Raw genomic sequence first — 5,615 nt, 5'->3', positions numbered from 1 at the left:
CCCGTTGACTGGATTCCTTCTTTTTTGGGGGGGTTTGGTCGCGGATTTCTTTGACGATGATTCTGACAACTTTTTGTCAGTGTCTTCCTGTCAGGGGTTACTTTTTGTTTTCAACGGAGAGTTTGATCCTGGCTCAGGACGAACGCTGGCGGCGTGCTTAACACATGCAAGTCGAGCGGAAAGGCCTCTTCGGGGGTACTCGAGCGGCGAACGGGTGAGTAACACGTGAGTAATCTGCCCTTGGCTTTGGGATAAGCCCCGGAAACGGGGTCTAATACCGGATACGACGCACTCCTGCATGGGATGTGTGTGGAAAGTTTTTTCGGCCAGGGATGTGCTCGCGGCCTATCAGCTTGTTGGTGGGGTAATGGCCTACCAAGGCTTCGACGGGTAGCCGGCCTGAGAGGGTGACCGGCCACACTGGGACTGAGACACGGCCCAGACTCCTACGGGAGGCAGCAGTGGGGAATATTGGACAATGGGCGGAAGCCTGATCCAGCAACGCCGCGTGAGGGATGACGGCCTTCGGGTTGTAAACCTCTTTCAGTACCGACGAAGCGCCGATGATGGTGGTGACGGTAGGTACAGAAGAAGCACCGGCCAACTACGTGCCAGCAGCCGCGGTAATACGTAGGGTGCGAGCGTTGTCCGGAATTATTGGGCGTAAAGGGCTCGTAGGCGGTTTGTCGCGTCGGGAGTGAAAACACCGGGCTTAACTCGGTGCTTGCTTTCGATACGGGCAGACTAGAGGCATGCAGGGGAGAACGGAATTCCTGGTGTAGCGGTGAAATGCGCAGATATCAGGAGGAACACCGGTGGCGAAGGCGGTTCTCTGGGCATGTCCTGACGCTGAGGAGCGAAAGTGTGGGGAGCGAACAGGATTAGATACCCTGGTAGTCCACACCGTAAACGTTGGGCGCTAGGTGTGGGATCCATTCCACGGGTTCCGTGCCGCAGCTAACGCATTAAGCGCCCCGCCTGGGGAGTACGGCCGCAAGGCTAAAACTCAAAGGAATTGACGGGGGCCCGCACAAGCGGCGGAGCATGCGGATTAATTCGATGCAACGCGAAGAACCTTACCTGGGTTTGACATACACCGGAAAGCTGCAGAGATGTGGCCCCTTTTTGTCGGTGTACAGGTGGTGCATGGCTGTCGTCAGCTCGTGTCGTGAGATGTTGGGTTAAGTCCCGCAACGAGCGCAACCCTCGTCCTATGTTGCCAGCGGGTAATGCCGGGGACTCATAGGAGACTGCCGGGGTCAACTCGGAGGAAGGTGGGGATGACGTCAAGTCATCATGCCCCTTATGTCCAGGGCTTCACGCATGCTACAATGGCCGGTACAAAGGGCTGCGATGCTGTAAGGCGGAGCGAATCCCAAAAAGCCGGTCTCAGTTCGGATTGGGGTCTGCAACTCGACCCCATGAAGTCGGAGTCGCTAGTAATCGCAGATCAGCAACGCTGCGGTGAATACGTTCCCGGGCCTTGTACACACCGCCCGTCACGTCACGAAAGTCGGCAACACCCGAAGCCGGTGGCCTAACCCTTGTGGGGGGAGCCGTCGAAGGTGGGGCTGGCGATTGGGACGAAGTCGTAACAAGGTAGCCGTACCGGAAGGTGCGGCTGGATCACCTCCTTTCTAAGGAGCACACACCCCGCACGGTCAGCTGGCCATCAGGTCACGAAGCGTCTGGTCGGCACTGGTGGTGTCTCACTAGTGGAATCGTCGATGAACGGCCTCTCCCGGTTGGGGGAGCCTCCTCAGTACTGTCCCCGGCTTCGGCTGGTGGGCGTGGAACCTGGGGGCTCACTCCGCAGGGGTGGTCCTGGCACACTGTTGAGTCCTGAGGCATCAGCCGTCAGGGCGGATTCTTCTCGCCTCCTTGGGGGTCTGGGGTCCTTGGGATCTCGGGGCTTCTTGGTGGGCTGGTTGTTTGTGAACTGGATAGTGGACGCGAGCATCTTCATGATGACCCGCCGTTGGTTCCCTGGTGTTGCGGCTTGATGGCTGTGTGCTGGGGGGTTGGTGGGTTGTTGTGGAAGCAATTGATCGGCAGCCCTTGTTGCAGTCTTTTTGTAGGGGGTTGTCGATTGTCTTGTCTTTGTAGTTTTTGTTGAGTGTTTGTGCGACAAGCTATGAAGGGCACATGGTGGATGCCTTGGCATCAAGAGCCGATGAAGGACGTAGGAGCCTGCGATAAGCCCTGGGGAGTTGGCAACCGAGCTGTGATCCGGGGGTGTCCGAATGGGGGAACCCAGCACGAGTCATGTCGTGTTACCCGCGCCTGAATATATAGGGTGTGTGGAGGGAACGCCGGGAAGTGAAACATCTCAGTACCGGTAGGAAGAGAAAACAATAGTGATTCCGAGAGTAGTGGCGAGCGAAATCGGATCAGGCTAAACCTCATGCATGTGATACCCGGCAGGGGTTGTGTGTGGGGGGTTGTGGGACCACTCTGGTTCGTCTGCCGGCGGACCGAACAGTGAGAAAATGTGCGTGAAGTTGAAGTCCATTGGAAAGTGGCGCCGTAGAGGGTGATAGCCCCGTAGTTGTAAGCGCGCATCTGTTGAGTGGGATCCCAAGTAACACGGAACCCCTGAAATTCCGTGTGAATCTGGCGGGACCACCCGTTAAGCCTAAATACTCCTTGATGACCGATAGCGGACAAGTACCGTGAGGGAAAGGTGAAAAGTACCCCTGGCGGGGAGTGAAATAGTACCTGAAACCGTGTGCCTACAATCCGTCAGAGCCCGGCTGCCAACCTCTAGGTTATGTTGGTGTTGGGGTGATGGCGTGCCTTTTGAAGAATGAGCCTGCGAGTTTGCGTTGTGTTGCGAGGTTAACCCGTGTGGGGAAGCCGTAGCGAAAGCGAGTCCGAATAGGGCGGTTCAGTAGCACGATCAAGACCCGAAGCGAAGTGATCTATCCATGGGCAGGTTGAAGCGCGGGTAAGACCGCGTGGAGGACCGAACCCACTTAGGTTGAAAACTGAGGGGATGACCTGTGGATAGGGGTGAAAGGCCAATCAAACTTCGTGATAGCTGGTTCTCCCCGAAATGCATTTAGGTGCAGCGTTGTGTGTTTCTTGCCGGAGGTAGAGCACTGGATAGCCGATGGGCCCTACCAGGTTACTGACGTTAGCCAAACTCCGAATGCCGGTAAGTGAGAGCGCAGCAGTGAGACTGCGGGGGATAAGCTCCGTAGTCGAGAGGGAAACAGCCCAGACCATCAGCTAAGGCCCCTAAGCGGTGACTAAGTGGAAAAGGATGTGGAGTCGCAGTGACAACCAGGAGGTTGGCTTGGAAGCAGCCACCCTTGAAAGAGTGCGTAATAGCTCACTGGTCAAGTGATTCCGCGCCGACAATGTAGCGGGGCTCAAGTCATCCGCCGAAGCTATGGCATTCACGCGTGTATCTAGCCGCCGATGGTGGTTCAGGTGTGTGGATGGGTAGGGGAGCGTCGTGTCGCGAGTGAAGCCTCGGGGTGACCCAGGGGTGGACGCGACACGAGTGAGAATGCAGGCATGAGTAGCGAATCAGGAGTGAGAAACTCCTGCGCCGAATGATCAAGGGTTCCAGGGTCAAGCTAATCTGCCCTGGGTAAGTCGGGACCTAAGGCGAGGCCGACAGGCGTAGTCGATGGACAACGGGTTGATATTCCCGTACCGGCAAAGTAGCGCCCATGACGAACCCGGTGATGCTAACCGCCCGAAACCCACGTGACCGATCCCTTCGGGGTGAGGCGTGTGGGCGGAGCGCGGGATCCGATCCGGTAGTAGTCAAGCGATGGGGTGACGCAGGAAGGCAGCCCAACCACGCCGATGGTTGTTGCGTGGGTAAGTGCGTAGGGTAGGTGATAGGCAAATCCGTCACCTGGTGTTGAGTCACCGGCCTGAGACACGATGCCGAGCCCGTATGGGTGAAGTGGGTGATCCTATGCTGTCGAGAAAAACCTCTAGCGAGCTACGCGCCGCCCGTACCCCAAACCGACTCAGGTGATCAGGTAGAGAATACCAAGGCGATCGAGCGAACCATGGTTAAGGAACTCGGCAAAATGCCCCCGTAACTTCGGGAGAAGGGGGGCCGGATCCGTCAAGCCTCTTGCAGGCGGCAGCGGTGATGGCCGCAGAGACCAGGCCCAAGCGACTGTTTACTAAAAACACAGGTCCGTGCGAAGTTGTAAGACGATGTATACGGACTGACTCCTGCCCGGTGCTGGAAGGTTAAGGGGACGGGTCAGCCAGGTAACTGGCGAAGCTCAGAACTTAAGCCCCAGTAAACGGCGGTGGTAACTATAACCATCCTAAGGTAGCGAAATTCCTTGTCGGGTAAGTTCCGACCTGCACGAATGGAGTAACGACTTGGGCGCTGTCTCAACCGTGGACTCGGCGAAATTGCACTACGAGTAAAGATGCTCGTTACGCGCGGCAGGACGGAAAGACCCCGGGACCTTTACTATAGTTTGGTATTGGTGTTTGGTTCGGCTTGTGTAGGATAGGTGGGAGACTGTGAAGCAGCCACGCCAGTGGTTGTGGAGTCAACGTTGAAATACCACTCTGGTCGTACTAGATGTCTAACCTAGGTCCGTTATCCGGATCAGGGACAGTGCCTGATGGGTAGTTTAACTGGGGCGGTTGCCTCCTAAAATGTAACGGAGGCGCTCAAAGGTTCCCTCAGCCTGGTTGGCAATCAGGTGGCGAGTGTAAGTGCACAAGGGAGCTTGACTGTGAGACAGACATGTCGAGCAGGGACGAAAGTCGGAACTAGTGATCCGGCCACGGCATGTGGAAGCGTGGTCGCTCAACGGATAAAAGGTACCCCGGGGATAACAGGCTGATCTTCCCCAAGAGTCCATATCGACGGGATGGTTTGGCACCTCGATGTCGGCTCGTCGCATCCTGGGGCTGGAGTAGGTCCCAAGGGTTGGGCTGTTCGCCCATTAAAGCGGCACGCGAGCTGGGTTTAGAACGTCGTGAGACAGTTCGGTCCCTATCCGCCGCGCGCGCAGGAAACTTGAGAAAGGCTGTCCCTAGTACGAGAGGACCGGGATGGACGAACCTCTGGTGTGCCAGTTGTCCCGCCAGGGGCACGGCTGGTTGGCTACGTTCGGAAGTGATAACCGCTGAACGCATCTAAGCGGGAAGCACGTTTCAAGATGAGGTTTCCCACCGGGACAACCGGGTAAGGCCCCCAGCAGAACACTGGGTTGATAGGCCAGAAGTGTACAACCGCAAGGTAGAGCTGACTGGTACTAATAGGCCGAGGGCTTGTCACACAAACCCTCAACAAAACCCACAAAGACACCCCAGCAACACCCGCGCAACACACCCGCGCACTCGCGTCCACTATCTTCAACAACCAATGTTGAACACCAACGTTGAACACCAAGGTTGAACACCGCTGTTGAACAACTGAAGAACGAAGACTGTAACCAAGACCTGGCCACACCCCGTGACAACGCAGACACCTGCGACCGGCGTGTGACGCCACCAGAGTTACGGCGGCCATAGCGAAAGGGAAACACCCGGTCCCATCCCGAACCCGGAAGTTAAGCCTTTCAGCGCCGATGGTACTGCAACCGAGAGGCTGTGGGAGAGTAGGACGCCGCCGGACATAC

General features: G+C 56.9%; 3 rRNA genes. All 3 read left to right on the top strand.

What is annotated here, in order from left to right:
* Positions 1–110: 110 nt before the first annotated feature.
* The 3 genes from ACFQQI_RS12405 (at position 111) to rrf (ending at position 5,611) form a co-directional block, all read left to right on the top strand.
* Positions 111–1,637, top strand: a 16S ribosomal RNA gene (locus ACFQQI_RS12405).
* A 488-nt stretch (positions 1,638–2,125) separates the two neighbouring features.
* A 23S ribosomal RNA gene (locus ACFQQI_RS12400) occupies positions 2,126–5,273 on the top strand.
* 221 nt (positions 5,274–5,494) lie between these two features.
* Positions 5,495–5,611 (top strand): 5S ribosomal RNA (gene rrf, locus ACFQQI_RS12395).
* Together the 16S, 23S and 5S rRNA genes form the textbook arrangement of a ribosomal RNA operon.
* Positions 5,612–5,615 lie beyond the last annotated feature (4 nt).

Origin of the sequence: Nocardioides sp. GCM10030259 (assembly GCF_042666375.1) — a bacterium.
In the GTDB taxonomy this organism is placed as follows: domain Bacteria; phylum Actinomycetota; class Actinomycetes; order Propionibacteriales; family Nocardioidaceae; genus Nocardioides.
Note: the sequence above shows the minus strand (reverse complement) of the source record. Positions and strands in the feature narration are given on the sequence as shown.